General features: G+C 68.8%; 12 protein-coding genes. 2 read left to right on the forward strand and 10 right to left on the reverse strand.

The window, feature by feature from the left end; all coding sequences use genetic code 11:
- Positions 1–139: 139 nt before the first annotated feature.
- From FU260_RS17940 to FU260_RS17970, 7 genes are all read right to left on the reverse strand, one after another.
- Positions 140–982 (reverse strand): carbohydrate ABC transporter permease, encoded by an 843-nt coding sequence (locus FU260_RS17940; protein ID WP_147918280.1) that lies wholly within the window; start codon positions 980–982, stop codon positions 140–142.
- Positions 979–1,890 carry a carbohydrate ABC transporter permease gene (locus FU260_RS17945; protein ID WP_147918281.1) on the reverse strand — a complete coding sequence of 304 codons (912 nt, stop codon included), beginning with the start codon at positions 1,888–1,890 and terminating at the stop codon, positions 979–981. Before FU260_RS17945 ends, FU260_RS17940 begins: the two co-directional genes overlap by 4 nt.
- Position 1,891: 1 nt before the next feature.
- The gene (locus FU260_RS17950; protein ID WP_168211844.1) at positions 1,892–3,163 is read right to left on the reverse strand and encodes an ABC transporter substrate-binding protein; all 1,272 of its coding nucleotides are present in this window, start codon (positions 3,161–3,163) and stop codon (positions 1,892–1,894) included.
- A 67-nt stretch (positions 3,164–3,230) separates the two neighbouring features.
- Positions 3,231–4,679, reverse strand: coding sequence for a hypothetical protein (locus FU260_RS17955; protein WP_147918283.1), 1,449 nt, complete (start codon positions 4,677–4,679; stop codon positions 3,231–3,233).
- Positions 4,676–5,689: an aldo/keto reductase gene (locus FU260_RS17960; RefSeq protein WP_147918284.1), complete on the reverse strand. Its 1,014-nt coding sequence runs from the start codon at positions 5,687–5,689 to the stop codon at positions 4,676–4,678. The genes FU260_RS17955 and FU260_RS17960 overlap by 4 nt, the downstream gene beginning before the upstream one ends.
- Positions 5,686–6,669, reverse strand: coding sequence for a hydroxyacid dehydrogenase (locus FU260_RS17965; protein WP_147918285.1), 984 nt, complete (start codon positions 6,667–6,669; stop codon positions 5,686–5,688). Before FU260_RS17965 ends, FU260_RS17960 begins: the two co-directional genes overlap by 4 nt.
- A 34-nt stretch (positions 6,670–6,703) precedes the next feature.
- Positions 6,704–7,858, reverse strand: coding sequence for a mandelate racemase/muconate lactonizing enzyme family protein (locus tag FU260_RS17970; protein WP_147918286.1), 1,155 nt, complete (start codon positions 7,856–7,858; stop codon positions 6,704–6,706).
- Between the two features lie 252 nt (positions 7,859–8,110).
- Between FU260_RS17970 and FU260_RS17975 the strand changes: the two genes are divergently transcribed.
- The gene (locus FU260_RS17975) at positions 8,111–8,797 is read left to right on the forward strand and encodes a FadR/GntR family transcriptional regulator (RefSeq protein WP_235912272.1); all 687 of its coding nucleotides are present in this window, start codon (positions 8,111–8,113) and stop codon (positions 8,795–8,797) included.
- A gap of 263 nt (positions 8,798–9,060) precedes the next feature.
- Positions 9,061–12,465, forward strand: coding sequence for a right-handed parallel beta-helix repeat-containing protein (locus tag FU260_RS17980; protein ID WP_168211845.1), 3,405 nt, complete (start codon positions 9,061–9,063; stop codon positions 12,463–12,465).
- 59 nt (positions 12,466–12,524) lie between these two features.
- Here FU260_RS17980 and FU260_RS17985 read toward each other — a convergent pair whose 3' ends face one another.
- The 3 genes from FU260_RS17985 to FU260_RS17995 all read right to left on the reverse strand — a co-directional run bounded on the left by FU260_RS17985 (position 12,525) and on the right by FU260_RS17995 (position 16,029).
- Positions 12,525–13,616 carry a class I SAM-dependent methyltransferase gene (locus FU260_RS17985; protein ID WP_147918289.1) on the reverse strand — a complete coding sequence of 364 codons (1,092 nt, stop codon included), beginning with the start codon at positions 13,614–13,616 and terminating at the stop codon, positions 12,525–12,527.
- Between the two features lies 1 nt (position 13,617).
- A complete protein-coding gene (locus tag FU260_RS17990; RefSeq protein ID WP_147918290.1) occupies positions 13,618–14,340 on the reverse strand; it encodes a hypothetical protein in 723 nt (240 codons plus the stop codon).
- A gap of 78 nt (positions 14,341–14,418) precedes the next feature.
- On the reverse strand, positions 14,419–16,029 hold the full coding sequence (locus tag FU260_RS17995) for an HD domain-containing phosphohydrolase (protein WP_147918291.1): 1,611 nt from the start codon (positions 16,027–16,029) through the stop codon (positions 14,419–14,421).
- Positions 16,030–16,060: the final 31 nt, after the last annotated feature.

Here is a 16,060-nt window from a genome sequence, read left to right on the forward strand (position 1 = left end):
CTAGCCGGCGGACGCTGCTGCCTGCGGCGCACGGTCGCAGGCGTGGACGGCCAGATCCACCAGGTCGTGCTCGCCGCCGTCACCGCCGAGGAACGACGGCGGCGCACCGCCGCGGTGATCGAGCAGACACTGCGGCAGGTCAGCCCTTGACCGCGCCGGTGGCCAGCCCACTCATGATGTAGCGCTGCATGACGATGAAGATCGCCAGGATCGGCACCACCGCCAGCAGCAGCGTCGGGAAGACCACCTCGTAGTTGGTGCTGTAGCTGGAGACCGCCGCATACACGCCGGTGGTGATCGTCTTGAACTGCGAGCCGGGGCCGAGGATCAGCTGCGGGCTGACGAAGTCGTTCCAGGCGCTGAGGGCGTTCAGGATGAACGCAGTAGCCACGATCGGCTTCATCAGCGGGAACACGATGGTCCACAGCACCCGTTGCCGGCCGGCGCCGTCGATCGCGGCAGCCTCGTCCAGGGACCGCGGCAGCATCCGGATGTACCCGGTGAAGATGAACAGCGTGAACGGCACCATGGTGGCCGACATGAACAGCACCAGCCCCGGGATCGTCCCCATCAGACCGAGGCCCTTGAGCACCAGGATGGCCGGTACCAGGATGATCTGCGGCGGGATGAACATCCCGGCGAGGAAGAACAGCAGCAGGAACTGGAAGAACGGTTTCGGTGTCCGAGCGATGACATACGCCGCTGGGACCGCGGTGCCGATCGCGACCAGGTTGCAGGCCAGCACGAGGAACAACGTCACCGCGTAGCCCTCCACCACCGGGAACGCGGTGTTCGACCAGGCAGCAGCGAGGAAGTCGGTGGAGGCGGTGTCCGGGTTCAGTCCCAACGGGGTGCGCAGGATCTCCTGCTGCGGCTTGAACGCGTTCACCACCATGATGTACATCGGCACGAGCATGGCCACCGACAGGATGGCCACGAACGCGACCCGCAGCCGGGCCGGGATCCGCGATGCGCCTCTCATGAGACCGCCTCCGCTCCGGTCTCCGCGCGACGGCGGAGCGCGATGATGGTGAACGAGAGCAGCCCGGCGACCAGGATCAGCAGGACCGCCTGCGCACAGGCGAGGCCGACCTTGTTGTTCGCGAACGAGACTGCGAGGATCTCGTACGCCCAGGTCTGGGTGGCATCACCCGGACCGCCGTTGGTCAGGCCGAGAACGACGTCGTACACCTTCAGCAAGGAGAGGATGGAGGTGACGATGGTGACCGTCACCGTGGGTGCCAGTGCGGGCCAGGTGACGTGCCGGAACACCTGGACCCGGTTCGCGCCATCGATCCGGGCCGCCTCCTGGAGCTCGGCGGAGACCGCCTGCAGCCCGGCGAGGTAGAGCACGAGCTGCACGCCGAACTGTCCCCAGACGATCACGCCGATCATCGTCGCCAGCGCCCAGGTGGGGTCGGACAGGAACGGCAGAGTGGACTGGCCGGCGCCGGCGAGGATGTTGTTCACGGCGCCCTGTGGGCCGAGAATCGCCTGCCAGAGGAAGCCGACGATCAGCGCGGACAGCACGTGCGGGTAGAACATCACCGCCCGCGCGAACGTGTTGAACCGGTTCGTGCGCTGCAGCAGCAGCGCGAGCCCGAGTGCGGCGGCGTTCACCAGGAAAGCACCGATGAGTGCGACCGCGGCGGTGACCCACACGGCCGGGCGCATCTCGTCGATCGGATCAGTGATGATCCGTAGGTAGTTGTCCCACCCGATCCACTCCGGCGCCTGGCTGGGGATGCCGTTGTAGCTGGTGAACGAGTAGTAGATGGCGAAGCCGACCGGGACCACCATCAGGACCACGTAGACCGCGGCCGCGGGGACGGTCAGCGTCAGGGCACCGAGGGTGTCCCGTCCCCGCGTCCATGTCGAGCGTGCTGCCATATCAGCCGGTGGCCTCCGCGTCGTACCAGGCGGTCAGGTCGGCGGCGACGTCGGCAGCGGGCCGGCCCTGCCACAAGCCCTGCACCAGCTCGGTGAACTTCGGGTTGAACCCGGCTACCGGAAGGGCGTAGTCGCCCACGGTCTGGTTGCCCGGGACCGCGAACGACGGCGCCGCCTCGACGATCTCCTGGACGCTCGCCGAGTACTCGTCGGTGGTGACGTCCAGTCCTTCGCGGTTGAAGTTGTCCATCTCCGCCTGGGTGGCGATCGCGTCCTCGTCGGTGACCAGGTACTCGACCAGCTGGGTGGCCGCGTCCACATCGCTGGCACCGTCGCGCACCATGTACGGGAAGGCCAGGGTGGCGCCCATCGGGCCCGGGGCGTCGGCCGCGTCATCGACGGGGGCGGCGAAGACACCGACCTCGAAGTCCGGTGGCGAGGCCGCGAGCGTGGTGGTGAACCAGGACCCCATCGGGTAGATGCCGACGTCCCCGGCGATGAAGTTGGCCTCCTGGGTGCCGCTGTCGGTGGCGACGTCATCGGCGGTCGTGTAGCCGGCCTCGACCCAGTCGCTGACGTGGGCCAGCATCGGCTCGAACTGTTCACCGAGGGTGCTCGACCCGTCCGCGACACTCTCCTGCCAGCCCGGGGTGGCCACGTTCTGCTGCGGATGCCACATCTGCTGCACCTGCACCCCGGTCGCCCAGTCGGCGGCAAACCCGATCGGCGTGGGGACACCGGACTCCTGCAGTGCCGCGAGCGCATCGTCGAGCTCGGCCCAGGTCTGCGGGGGCTCGCTGATGCCGGCCTGGGAGAACAGGTCCTTGTTGTAGAAGAGCAGGGACTGCGCCTGCATCCCCACACCAACGACGTTCACCTGCCCGTCGGTCGCGTACAGGTCGGACATCGGGGTGTCCTGGGCCCACTCGAACTCGGTGAGGTCGAGGATCTCCGGTGCAGTGTCCGGGCTCGGGAAGATGGACTCGATCACGTCCGGCGCGGTGCCCGCGGCCAGCTGCGAGGGGAACGTCTCTGCGACCGATTGCCCGGTCGGGCCCTCGATCTGGACGTCGATGCCGGTCTCCTCCTCGAAGGGGGCAACCAGCTCATCCCACTTGGCCTGGGTGAGGTTGTCGGTGATGTTCACCAGCATCCGAACGGTGCCGCTGCCCCCTTCGTCTCCTCCGTCACTGCCGCCACAGGCTGTCGCCACCAGTGCCGTAGCGAGTGTGATGGCCGTCGCCGGCAGTGCCCGGCTGCGTCGTGTGGACATCCTCGTCTCCTTCATTGATCCTGTCACTTGTCATACATCCTATATATGCTGAATTGTGGGTGGAAGCCTAGGCCGACCGGAGGTGGCCCAGGTAGGGGAGGTCGCCAAAAGCGGTGACGTCGGTCGGCCGGGTCGACTCATCGATCCGGTAGATGCCCTCGTCGGCCACGAAGAACACCGGCGCCTCCGGGTAAGTCAGCTCCTCGGCCAGCGGCTCCTTATCCGTCCAGGCGAAGAACGAGCGGCCGAAGGTATCCCGGTCCTTGCGGCCGAAGATGCTCAGGTCGCCGGCGGTCAGCGGGCTCTGGATGCTCCAGTGTTCGCCGTACTCGGCCCAGATCGCCCGATCGGTCAGGAGCACCGCCTGCCGCTCCCGCGGGGCGAAGACCTCGTCCCAGAACGTCGCCGGGGTCTCCTGGTTGCGGGCCAGGAACAACAGGTCGTGGGCGTGCCAGGCCGTGCTCGGGGCCACATCGGCCTCGTTGTGCCAGCCGGTGGCGGAGGCGAAGAACCCGGCCGGGCTCTGGTACGCGGCGTAGGTGCTCAGGCACTGCTCGACGAACTGGGACAGCTCAGCGTCCGCGCCGTCGATGAGCAGCTCGTCCACGCCGTACAGGGACAGGCCCATCCCGGCGATCAACATCGGCGTGCTGGTCCGGCGCTGGGTCTGGCCACGCACGTACCAGTACCGGTGGAAGCGGGTGAGCCCGGCCTCGTCCACCCAGGCGGAGCGGACGAGGTGCCGGGCGATCCCGACGGCCTCGGCGCGCAGGTCCGGGCGGTCGAAGCGCCGGGCACCGAGCACCAGCGGCACGATCATCAGCCCGTAATACTCGGCGGGTTCCAGGATGCCGCCTTCGGCGCGGTCGGTGGGTTGCCGGTACGTTGCCACGCAGTCCGCATCGGGCACTCCGGGCACGTGGGCGAGGTGCACCAGGGAGTCCAGGTCGTCCTCGAGCTCGTCAGCGTAGACCGGGTCCTCGGACAGTTCGGTATACCGGAGCTTGGCCCACACCCGGGCGTACTCCTGGTTGACCGTACCCTCCGGTGTCGGCCGGCCACCGCCGTAGGCGCGGCAGGCGTCCAGGTTGCTCCGCACGGCAGCGAGGATCTCGGTCACCTCGTCCGGCTCGAGCAGGTGCCCGGCCGTGCGCAGGCCCTCGAGCAGGCCGAGACAGCCGGCCATGTTGTGGATCAGTCCGGAAGTGGCCGACTCCCCCACCTGGAACCCGATGTGGCAGAACTGGCCGTCGGGCTGGACGGTGCGCGCCTGGAACAGCATCATCGACCGCCAGAGCCGCCGCCCGCGGTCGTCCGGGCGGCGGACCAGTGCGGTGGCGAACGCGGCCAGCGCGGGCGCGGAGAAGGCCTGGTGACCACTGGTGAAGTCCTGGAAGGTCGCCGGGTTCGTCCCCCAGACGCTGTGGTTGTGAAAGCCGCGGAGCTGTCCGTCGTCACCCACCCAGCTGCGCAGCCATCCGGCAAGAGCGGCCACCTCGGGAACTGCTGCGGTCATCGTGTGGTCCTCTCCATCTCTTCGGTCTGTGGCGCCGGCACGAGACCACGCCGGTCCATCTCGGTCCAGATCTCCTCGGGCACCTGCGCCCGCATACGGTCCACGTTGGTCCGCACATGGGCCGGCGTCCGCATCCCGAGCACCACTGAGGCCACCGGTGCGAACTGCAGCGGGTACTGCACAGCGAGGTCCGGCAGCGTCAGGCCGTGCTGCTCGGCCACGTCAGCGATCTGGAGCGCCCGGCGGTGCAGGTCCTGTGGCGCCCGCTGGTAGTCGTATCGGGCGTCGGCCGGCGGCCGGGCCCGGGACAGCAGTCCGGAGTTGTACACCGCGGCGGCAACCACGGCGACCCCGCGCTCTGCGGCGGCCGGGAGCAGGTCCTCGTGTGCGGCCTGGTCGAGCAGGGTGAGCCGTCCCGCGCACATCACCAGGTCCACATCCCTCTCCCGGACGAACCGGGCGAGCATCGTCGCCTGGTTCATTCCCACGCCGACGGCGGAGATGACACCTTGGTCCCGCAGCTCCAGCAGCGCATCGAGCGCCGTGGTCGAGGCCTCCGGCCAGTGGTCGTCAGGGTCGTGCAGGTAGACGATGTCCACCCGGTCCACGCCGAGCCGGTCCAGGCTGCCCTCGAGCGAGCGGCGCACGCCGTCGGCAGAGAAGTCCCACTCCCGCACGTAGCTGGCGGGCACAGCGAAACCGTGCTCATCGCTCAGGTGGGCGCGCTCGGGGGTGGCCACGAGCCGGCGGCCTACTTTGGTGGAGAGGACGTACTCGTTCCGGGGGTGGCGGGCGAGCGCGGCGCCGAGACGCCGCTCGGAGAGGCCGAGGCCGTAGTGCGGGGCGGTGTCGAAGTAGCGGATCCCGGCATCCCAAGCGGCATCGACGGCGGAGGTCGCCTCCTCGTCGGAGATGCTCTGGTACAGGTTGCCCAGCTGGGCCGCTCCATAGCCGAGGCGAGTCAGCGATGTCCCGGTGCGCAGCGAGCTCTCGGCGAGCGTGTCGGTCATATCAGCTCCTCGGGATAATGCACGGCCTCGCCGCGGACGAACCGCTCGACCTCGAGCACCACGTCGAGGCCGAGCCGCTGCAGCTCGTTGCCCATCGAGCCCGCGATATGCGGGGTGAGCAGGACGTTCGGCAGGCGCCACAACTCGCTGTGACCACCGGGCGGTTCGGGATCGGTGACGTCCAGAACGGCGTCCAGCCGGCCGCGCCGCAGCTCGTCCAGGAGCGCGGACTCGTCGAGAACAGCTCCACGGGCGGTGTTGATCACCGTCGCACCGTCGGGCAGCAGGCTGAGGATCCGGGCATCGATCTGCCCAGTGGTGGCGGCAGTGAGCGGCTGGTGCAGGGAGAGCACCTGGCTGGCGGCCGCGACCTCCTCCAGGGTGCCGGTCTGTACACCGAGCCGCTCCGCTTCCTCCTCGGCCAGCGTCGGGTCGTACACGATGACGTCCAGGTCGAACGGGCGCAGCAGCTCGATGACGAGGCGGCCGACCTGGGAGGCACCCACGATCCCGACGACCCGCTGGTAGTTACCCACTCCCGGCCGCAGGACTGGCTTCTCCCGGAGCACGCGATACTCCTGCGCCGCCGGCCGCGCACCCTTGTTCGCGAGCAGGATCATCGCCAGGGTGTACTCGGCCACCGGCACGGCGTTCGCTGCCCGCGCGTTGGCGGCCACCACGCCGCGCGCGGCAAACTCCTCCGGATCCTGCAGGCAGGTGCGGGCCACGCCACCGGCGTAGAACACGCCGCGCAGCTGCGGCACCGCGCTGCTGGGCACGCGCGGGGCGCCCCACCCGGCGATCAGCACTTCGGCCTCGGCCAGCTGCGCGCGGGCCGCGGCTGAGGTGGTCTCGGTGAGCACGACGCCCGTCTCGAGCCGGACTGCGCTGGCGAGCCGTCCCCACAGATGCGGCGGGAAGATGTCCGCCGCCAGCGTCGGTGGGTCGAACGCGAGGACGGCGCGGGGCCGGGCATCCATCAGGCCCTCGCTTTCGGTCCGGAGCAGTCAGTCATCAACCCACCTGGGCATTCCGACGTCGTGCCAACTGCAGACCGGCATCGGCGGAGCGCACGTGCGGGCCGGCGGGCACCTCCCAGTGCCCGGTCGCCGTGTGCGCCGCGATCGCAGCCTCGTCCACATCGATCCCGAGCCCGGGGGCGTCGCCGAGCACCAGTCCGCCGTCCGCAATCTCCTGATCGACGCTCAGTCCGACCGGTGCGCACAGGTTCTGAAGCTCAGTGCTCAGATGGTTCGGCACCGCCGCTGCTGCATGCGCGACCGGGTTGGTGTTGTAGGCGACCGGGCTGACCGGGAGGTCCCGGCCGAGTGCGAGTACGGACACCCGGAGGAAATGGGTGATCCCCCAGACACTCCCGGTCTGCACCACCTCGACGGCATCGGCATCCAGCAGCGCCCGGTACTGCTCCAGACCGGTCAGATTCTCTCCCGTAGCGACAGCTGCCGTGGTGGCTCGGGCGACGGCTCGGTGCCCGGGAACGTCCCACCGGCGTACCGGCTCCTCGATCCAGGTCAACGCCACACCTTCGTCCGCCTGCCGGGCCAAACGCACAGCCTGGTGGCGGCCCCAGCTTTCGTTGACGTCATACATCATCGCGGGCTGGTCGCTGTTCACCCGGAGTACGTCCCGGACCGCCTCGATCCGGTGCAGGTCGCGGTCGATGTCCAAACCTCCTTTGACCTTCGCGCCGGTGAAGCCGCGGTCTGCCCATCGCTGGTACAGCGCTACCAGTTCGTCGTCGGAGAGTGCGTAGTCCAGACCCGAGGCATACCCCGGGACGAACCGGTCCGCGGCGCCGAGGGTGCGCCAGAGCGGCTCGCCAGCCGCTTTGGCCTTCAGGTCCCACAGCGCCATGTCGAGGGCTCCGATCGTGGCGAACGTCGCTCCACCGTGGCCGGTCTTGAACACCCGAGCGAGCATCCGGTCATACAGCGCGAAGGTCGCCCGCGGATCCTGGCCCTCGAGGGCGGGAAATATCCGGTCCACGTCTGCGTGCCCGCCCAGACCGACACCGGTCAGTCCGTCGTCGGTCTCCAGCAGCACGAGCGGAACCTCGGTGACCCCGTCGGTCACCACACCGTTGACGTCACCGACCGGACGGCGCCAGTCGTGCACCGTGGTCAGGGTGCGGTATCCGATAATGCGCATGTCGCGGTTCTTCTCCCGTCTCGGCACCGAGACAGCAGACCTCGGCGCCCGGACCAGCGTTCTTCCGAGCGCCTGGTACTTGTCACTTATGATACGAGTGATAACACTAACACGGTCGGCTACCCTGGTGAATCCGGGCCGGCCGCCCGGTCACGAGGTCGAGTGCGATTGGCGGAATTCATGGAGACCACCCCTGCGCGTCCCCCGGCGGTGCCGCTCCCCCATCGGCACCGCCCGCCACTCTCCGAGGCGGTGATCCGGAGCCTGGTCACCGAGATCGTCGTCGGCACGTATCCGCCCGGCTCACCACTCCCGTCGGCGGGGGTTCTCGGGGAGCACTACCAGGTGAGCCGCACGGTGATCCGGGAGGCGACCACGTCGTTGACCGAGAAGGGGCTGGTGGCTACCCGGCAGGGCTGGGGCACCGTAGTGCTCGACCAGGGGCAGTGGAGCCTGCTCGACCCGATGGTGCTGGACGCGTTGTTCCAGCGCGAGGACCGGCTCGTCTACCTGGATAACCTGATCGAGATCCGCGCACTGCTGGAGTGCTCGATGGCCTCTCGGGCCGCAGACCGAATCGACGACAGTGGCCGTCGCGAGCTGCGCGCCGCCGTCGAACGCCTGAACGGTTTGCGCCACGATCCGGACGCCTACCCCCCGGCAGATATCGACTTCCACGAGTGCATCCATCAGATCTCCGAGGACGCGTTCGGACGCGCGATCGTGAAGAGCATCCAGGGCAAGGCCGTGCGCTCCCCGCAGTACCGCGGACGTCCCGGTGAAGAGGAGATGGCGATCACCCACCAGGCGCACACGAAGATCGCCGACGCGATCCTCGACGGAGACCCGGACGCCGCTGCCGCCGCGATGCGTGAGCACATCACCTCCTCCTGGGATCGGCGCCGCCCGAACGCTACCGAACCGGTTCAGGCCACCTAGCTGCGCACACTGACGCGCTGACCACATCCCGGCCAGCGCCGCTCCGCCGACCCCACCACCCGGCACCGCCCAGCCGGCCCCACACCACCCGGCACCGCCCAGCCGGCCCCACACCACTCGGCACCGCCCAGCCAAGCACACCGTTCTCTCCACCCGGACGCACCACCATCGATGGTTAGCACTTGTGATATGTGTTAAGTGCTACCTGTCCGATCAGGCTCGTGGCGGTGATGCCGCCACTACATATGGGAGAGAGCTCGATGATGAGAACACGACAGCGGCTCCGTATCGCGGCGCTGACGCTGGCCTTGGGGCTGACCGCTCCGCTGGTCAGCACCGGTGGGACGCCCGCCGCCGAGGCAACGACCGGAACCGGGCCGGTGGTCTACGTCGCCACCGACGGTGACGACGGCAACCCCGGCACCCTGGAAGCCCCGTTCGCCACCATCACGGCGGCGCGGGACGCCCTAGCCGGTCGCACCAGCGCCGAGGAGGTGGGGACCGTGTGGATCCGGGGCGGCGACTACACCTTGAACGAGGCGATCACGCTGACCGGTGAGGAGAACTCGTGGGTCAGTTACGGCGCCTACCGCGGCGAGGACGTGCAGATCACTGGCGCCCACGACCTGGAGACGCAGGACTGGCAGCGGTTGGGCGACCTCGGGGCGGACGAGCTGGCACAGACCCAGCTCTCCTCGAACTCCCGCCTGCCGGAGGAGGTGCGTGACGACGTCTGGGTGTACGACCTGGGCGAAGCCGACGTGAATCCCGGCACCCTGTACAAGAACGGCTTCAACTGGGTTCCGCAGCCGTTCGCACCCGAGCTGTCTGTGGACGGCGGGCTGCAGACACTCGCCCAGTACCCGAACGAGGGTGACTGCAGTACCACAGAGACCGAGTGCCACTTGTGGGGCACCGGGGACAAGTGGGGTGCCGAGGGGACCGAAGACCTGATCCAGGTCGACCTCGACGAACGATTCGGACTCCAGGACGACTGGCAGACCAGTGGCACCACGCCGCGAGCGCGGTTCGAGGACAAGCTGCAGGGCCGCGAGTCGGAGGACACGTGGAGCCTGGAGGAGATGTACCGGATGACTCCGTCGATCTTCGAGATCGGCGGGCGTCTGGTCGACGGCGACCGGTACCAGACCTGGGCGCCCGAGGCCGCGCCGACCATCGACGATGCGGGCACCCGCGGATTCGACGAGTACTCGGACATCCCGGTGCAGAGCGATCCGGAGTGGATCGAGACCATCGACAACAGCCAGTACGAGACCGAAGGCTGGCTGTCCGGCTACCTGGGCAACAACTACGCGGTCGACATGGTGCGCATCCTCTCCTGGGACGGCACCACGATGTATACGAAGTACCCCTCGATGTACATTCCGCAGGACGAGTGGACCAAGGTCACCGCGATCAACATCCTCTCCGAGCTCGACACCGCCGGCGAGTACTACATCGACCGCTACGACGGCAACGACATGCTCTACTTCCTGCCCGAGGACGGGACGATCGAGGGGCACGACATCTCGCTGTCCACCTTCGACGACAACTTCTTCCGGATGGAGGGCACGACCGGAGTCACGCTGCGCGGCCTGACCATGACGGACTCGCTGACCTCCGGCGTGCAGCTCCTGGATGCCCACGACACGCTGATCGACGGCGTGGAGATCGCGAACGTGAGCATGGATGCGGTCCGGATCGGTGAGACCACAGAGTCGATCACCGCCATGCCCGACTACGAGGCCGTTCGCGGGGGCACTGGCAACGTCGTGCAGAACTCCTTCCTGCACGATCTCGGAGGTGGTGGTGTGCTGCTCGGCGGCGGCGACCGGGACACACTGGAGCCTGGCAACAACGTCGCCCGGCACAACGAGATCGCCCGGTTCTCCCGGCTGGCGACCTACACTCCGGCCGGCTACCTGTACGGCGTCGGGAACACCTTCGAGTACAACGAGGTCTACGACGCCCCGCACATGGCGGTCCAGATCATGGGCAACGACATGCAGATCACGAACAACTACTTCCACGATCTCGTGCTGAACGCGGGTGACCAGGGCGTGATCTACACCGGCCGGGACTACACCTACCTGGGCAACGAGGTGGCCTACAACCTGTTCGAGGGCATCGGCGGTTCGAACGATGCGTTCTACATGGACGACGGCGCGTCCGGAATGCGGTTCCACCACAATGTGGTCAAGGACGCGCGATCCGGGCTGTACTTCCAGTCCGGGCACAGCAACACCGCGAACGACAATGTGTTCATCGACGTCGGCCGGACCGGCCACGACCGCCAGTACGCTCTCGACGGCGAACCGGGCCTGCCGGTCTCGAACGCCTGGGTAGTGCACAGCCGGTTCAACGCCTTCCTCGATGTCCGCGACGGAGAGAAGTACTCCGCCACCCCGGAGATCGTGCAGACCTGGCACGAGCACTACACCAGCGGTGAGCACGCCTATACCGACGGTGAGCCGATCCTGTTCCCGGAGATCGAAGACTGGTACATCCCGCGAGTGACCGAGACGGGTGCGGAGTGCTTGCCCGAGGACTACGCCGTCGACGCGACGAACGGCTGCAGCCGGGCTACCGTCTGGGAGGACCCGAACTCCCTGTATGTGCCGGCCCGGGTGGAGATCGACCACTCGGTGATCATCGGCGGCGGGGAGTATGAGCCCAGCACTGCCCACTTCAGCGAGCCGGCGGCGGAGTACACGCTGTCCACCTGGTCGGAGGAGATCAACACCAACCTGGTGCAGCCGGAGTCGACCGACGCTGCTGGATTCGACCTGGACACGATGCAGTTCACCGAGTCCGGGCTGGTCGCCGAGACGTTCGGCGCGCAGTGGGTGCAGACCTGGAACTCCCTGGTCTCCCGCGACGGCATCGGCCGCCCGGAGGCCGGCGATGCCACCGCGCTGTGGGAGACGGTCAAGCAGGCGGAGGAACTGCTCGCCACCGATCCGGCCGGTGACACCGCCGACCTGGCAGAGGCGCTGGCCCAGGCCATCGAGGTCGGCGAGCGCACGGACGCCTCCCAGGCGGAGATCGACGACGCCGAGCAGGCCCTGCGCGCGGAGCTGGAGGCCCTCCTGCCACCCGCGCCGGGGACGGCCGTGCTCAGCGACGACAACTCCCACGACGGCGTACGCGGCAGCGCGTTCACTGTCACCGCGAACCTGTGGTGGGGGCAGAACGGGACCTCCTTCCGGCTGTTCGAGGACGGCGAGCTGATCGCGGAGGTGCCGCTGACCGACGACACCCCGCACGCTCAGGAGGTGAGCGTTCCGGTCGAGGGCCGGGCGAACGGTGAGTACACCTACACCTGTGAGTTGGTGAACGCCGGTGGCGCGACCGAGTGCGAGCCGCACACCGTGGTCGTGAACGCGGCCGCCCCCGGCACGCCGGTGCTCAGCCACGACAACTGGGACGGCGACGGGGACTACACCCTCAGCGCCGACCTGTGGTGGGGCACCAACGCGACCTCCTGGACGCTGACCGAGGACGGTGAGGAGATCGACTCCGGTGAGCTGACCGACCGCACTCCGCAGGCACAGCACGTCGAGATCCCGATCACCGGACGGGAGCCGGGGTCACGGGCGTATGTGGTGACGTTCAGCAACACGCTGGGGAGTACGCACAGCGAAGAGCTGACCGTCTCGGTCGACTGACGGTTCCCGGCGAACGGCAGCGGCGGTCTCCTGGAGATCGCCGCTGCCGCCGTTCGTGGTCAGGGTGTGGCTTCGAGCACCAGGTTGAACGGGGTCTGCGCCACCTGACGCACAGTGGCGAACCCGCCGGCCCGGATCACCTCGGACAGTCGCGCCGGGCCCGCCTGGGTACCCAGGGCGGCACCGACATCCTGGGACAGTGAGGACGGAGTGCAGAGCAGCGTGGAGAAGCCGTAATAGGTGCGGCCGACCGGGTTGAAGTTGTCCTCGACGCGGTCACCGGCCATCGGTTCGACGATCATCCAGGTCCCGTCCGGCGCGAGCACATCGTGGATCTGTCGGGCTGTGCCGACCGGATCGCCCATGTCGTGCAGACAGTCGAACATGGTCACCAGGTCATACGGCCGGCCGTCGATACTTCGCGCGTCGGCCGCGGTAAAGGTCACCCGGTCGGACACGCCAGCCGCGGCGGCCCGCCGCCGCGCGGTCTCCACGGAGGCGACGTGGGAATCGACCCCGGTGAACCGACTCCTGGCGAAGGCCTGTGCCATCAGCACGGTGGAGGCGCCATGTCCGCAGCCGACGTCGGCGACACTCGCGCCGCGCTCGAGCTTGGCCACGACCCCGTCCAGGGCGGGCAGCCAGGAATCCACCAGGTGTGCCCGGTAGGAGGGCCGGAAGAACCGTTCGCAGCCCAGATGCACGTTCCGGTGGTGGGCGTGCCAGCCGACGCCGGCCCCGGTGCGCGCGTCCGCGATGATCTGCGGAGCGTCGTGGATGGTGCCCTGGACGGTCTGGAACAGTCCGGGCAGGAAGAACGGTGAGTCCTCATCCGCGAGGGCGACGGCGTGCTCGGCGGGCAGAGAGAAGGTTCCCTGGCCCGGGGCATAGGTGACGATGCCGCCGGCCGCCTGGGCCCGCAGCCACTCCCGGGCGTAGCGCTCATCGGTGCCGGTACGGGTGGCGAGGTCGGCCGGAGTGGTCGGGCCGTGAGCTGCCAGGTCCCGGTAGTAGCCGAGCTGGTCGCCCATCACGATGAGTGCGCAGTTCAGTGCACTACCCGCCTCGTCCACCGCCCGGTGGACGAAGGTCATCACCGCGTCCGGATCGATGCTCGCCTGGTCTGTGGTGGGGTGGTCTGTGGTGGTCATCTCAGGGCTCCTCGGTGCGTGGTGGGTCGGTGGGTGGGACGAACTCTGCGGTGGTGTCGGCGAAGAAGATCCCGCGTTGCGGCAGGCGCACCGGGCCGATCCGCGGCGCTACGGCCAGTGGCTTCGGTTCGCCCAGGGACCGCCGGCCGATCTGGGCGGCGGACTCATGCACCAGCCACATCCGCAGGGGCCGGACCCGGAACCGGTGCCCGTTCGGGGTCCGGCCGGCCATCTGCACGGGACCGGTGCCGAGCACGGCGCCGGCGATGCCGCCGAGCAGCCACAGGGCCGTATCGGAGTGCCAGACCTGCTGCGGGAGCACGCCGGCGAGTGCGGAGAGCATCCGGGTGGTCACTGGCTGCGCCAGCCGGAGGCTCCACTCGAGGTCGGTCCCAGCAACGATGTCGAGGGTGTCCTCGCTGGGCCAGTGCAGCGAGATCGGCACGGTCATGGCGTGCTCGACGGCGGAACTCATGAACCGTGCACAGCTCACCTCGGGCGGTGCGTCCGCGTAGAGGGTCCAGGAACCTCTCGGGCTCCGGTGCCACACCGAGGTGTAGCCGGGGCCGAACGAGCTGATCGGCCAGCGGCGTAGTGCCAGGTAGTCGCCGGAGGCGAACGGGACTCCCATCACCCCACAGCCGACGACTCGGTCCGCACCGAATTTGGCCGGTCCGGTCGGCGTCGGCGGGTGCCCGGCATATGTCTGTGGGCTGGTGTGCATCGCTCCTCCTCGGTCCTGCACCTACTGTGCGCGCGCAGGAGGGAGCGGCGCATGGGTCAACTGCCCCATCTTTGCCGGTCAGGGGAGGGCGGGAGGCGGGGGTGGGTCGAACGGGCCGACGAGGCCGTGGTCGAGAGCGAAAAGAGTCGCGCTCACCCGGTTGCTCACCCCGAGCTTGACGTAGATGTGCTCCAGATGGTGCCGGGCGGTCTTCTCGGTGATCACCAGGTCACCGGCCATCTCCCGGGTGGACCGGCCGCGGACCAGCAGCCGGAGCACCTCGAGCTCGCGAGTCGTCAGCCCGGCCGGGCCCACAGTGCGGCGCCGTGGGCTGTTCCCGGCAGCGGTGAGCACCGCCTCGACGGCCTGGGGATCGAGGTGGAAGTCGATCACGTCCTTCCGGAGCCGCTCGGAGCTCTCGGCCTCGGTCCGGGCCGCCCGGTGTGGACGGTCCTCACGCCACGTGCAGTAGCTGTCCGCGGCAGCGAGGATGCGCTGGCTCAGGTCCAGGCCGGTGGCATCGACGCCCCTCGGGTACCCGGACCCGTCCAGGCGTTCGTGGTGCGCCCCCGCGATGCGAGCGATCTCGGTGAGCCCGGAGACGCGGATCAGGATGCGTTCGCTCAGATAGGGGTGCAGCCGGACCCGCTCCCTCTCCGCATCGGTGAGCGTGGCCGATTTGTCCCACACCGCGTTCGAGACGCCCATCCGGCCAAGGTCATGCACCGAGCCGGCGCGGCGTAGGTCCGAGCGAGTGCCCTCCGGCAGGCCGAGGACCTCGGCGGCGGTCTCGGCCAGGTACGACACCCGCCGGGAGTGGCCGGCGGTGTAGGGGGACTTCAGGTCGGCGAAGTCGCCGAGTGCGGCGAGGATCTGGTCGAGCTGGGCGGCGTCGGCCACCCGGTCGGCGGAGGTGAGGCGAAGCACCTGCGTCCAGGTGTCCGCCTCCAGCAACTCGTCGGTGAGGTCGGCGGAGCGGGCGCAGAACCGGTCGGCGACATCGGGGTCGAAGTGGCTCCCGCGGCGCCGGCGAACCATCTGCTCGGCGGCAACGCAGCCACCTTCGCGCAGGTACACCTCGGCAGTCTCGGCGAGGTGTACCACGCGCATCTCGATCGGCACCTGATCCCGGCGCACACCGCGTGGCAAGCCTGCGCCGTCCCAGCGTTCGAAGGCGTAGCCGAGCAGTGCGCCGACATCCGCACCGACGCCCACCCGCTCGGCCAACGTTCCAGCGGAGGAACAGTGCGACCGGATCAGCTCGGTCAGCGCCGCCCGGCCGGTGGCCAGGAAGCCCGCAGCGTGGCCGAGTCTGCTGGCGGTGGACTCGGTGCTGCCGACCCGTCGGAGCAGGAACAGCAGCATCGGGAAGCCGCGCTTGTCCAGGGTGTAGGTACCGCGGCGGAAGTCGATGTCGTCGCCGAACAGCTCGGTGAGCTCGTGGGAGTCGACGTGGCAACCGAGCCAGGAGAGCAGAGTTGCATAGAAGACCCGGTCCCGCTGATCGGCGCTCAGGCCGAGCTCGTCGGCCAGCCGCATGCCGAGCAACCCGGCGCGCAGCATGTGCTCCATCGGCTGGCCGAGGCCGAGGTCGATAGCCAGCGAGAGCGCGGCGAGCAGCTCCACCCGACGCGGCAGCGTCGACTGCCCGCCGCCGGCAGGATCCGTGGTGACGCTGGAGGTATCCATACCGAGCCCTCGAACCGAAGTGAGTCGACAG

It is taken from the genome of Ruania zhangjianzhongii (assembly GCF_008000995.1).
Classification (GTDB): domain Bacteria; phylum Actinomycetota; class Actinomycetes; order Actinomycetales; family Beutenbergiaceae; genus Ruania; species Ruania zhangjianzhongii.

Bases quoted from the DNA above. Each gene is read 5' to 3' on its own strand.
- FU260_RS17940 (WP_147918280.1), bottom strand. From the start codon at position 982: ATGAGAGGCGCATCGCGGATCCCGGCCCGGCTGCGGGTCGCGTTCGTG.
- FU260_RS17945 (WP_147918281.1), bottom strand. From the start codon at position 1,890: ATGGCAGCACGCTCGACATGGACGCGGGGACGGGACACCCTCGGTGCC.
- FU260_RS17950 (WP_168211844.1), bottom strand. From the start codon at position 3,163: ATGTCCACACGACGCAGCCGGGCACTGCCGGCGACGGCCATCACACTC.
- FU260_RS17955 (WP_147918283.1), bottom strand. From the start codon at position 4,679: ATGACCGCAGCAGTTCCCGAGGTGGCCGCTCTTGCCGGATGGCTGCGC.
- FU260_RS17960 (WP_147918284.1), bottom strand. From the start codon at position 5,689: ATGACCGACACGCTCGCCGAGAGCTCGCTGCGCACCGGGACATCGCTG.
- FU260_RS17965 (WP_147918285.1), bottom strand. From the start codon at position 6,669: ATGGATGCCCGGCCCCGCGCCGTCCTCGCGTTCGACCCACCGACGCTG.
- FU260_RS17970 (WP_147918286.1), bottom strand. From the start codon at position 7,858: ATGCGCATTATCGGATACCGCACCCTGACCACGGTGCACGACTGGCGC.
- FU260_RS17980 (WP_168211845.1), top strand. From the start codon at position 9,061: ATGAGAACACGACAGCGGCTCCGTATCGCGGCGCTGACGCTGGCCTTG.
- FU260_RS17985 (WP_147918289.1), bottom strand. From the start codon at position 13,616: ATGACCACCACAGACCACCCCACCACAGACCAGGCGAGCATCGATCCG.
- FU260_RS17990 (WP_147918290.1), bottom strand. From the start codon at position 14,340: ATGCACACCAGCCCACAGACATATGCCGGGCACCCGCCGACGCCGACC.
- FU260_RS17995 (WP_147918291.1), bottom strand. From the start codon at position 16,029: ATGGATACCTCCAGCGTCACCACGGATCCTGCCGGCGGCGGGCAGTCG.